The 241-nt window shown below is 72.6% G+C and carries 1 protein-coding gene; it reads left to right on the forward strand.

Annotated elements, in window-relative coordinates:
- On the forward strand, window positions 1-241 hold a 241-nt coding region (locus SB775_RS33240; protein ID WP_410865558.1), incomplete at both ends, for a fimbrial biogenesis chaperone.

Below are 241 nucleotides of genomic sequence, written 5' to 3' on the forward strand. Positions count from 1 at the left end.
CTGGGCAACAACGGCAGCGAACCGCTGGAGGCGCAGGTGCGCGTGCAGCGTTGGTCGCAGGACGGCGGCAACGAGCAGCTCTCGCCGGCCGACGACATCGTCGCCAGCCCGGCGATCGTGCGGATCGCGCCCGGGCAGCGCCAGGTCGTGCGCCTGGTGCGTGCGCATCCGGTCGCCGGTGGCAGGGAGCTGAGCTACCGCGTGCTGGTCGACGAACTGCCGAAGAAGCAGGCCGGGCAGG

It is taken from the genome of Peribacillus sp. SIMBA_075, assembly GCF_046534585.1.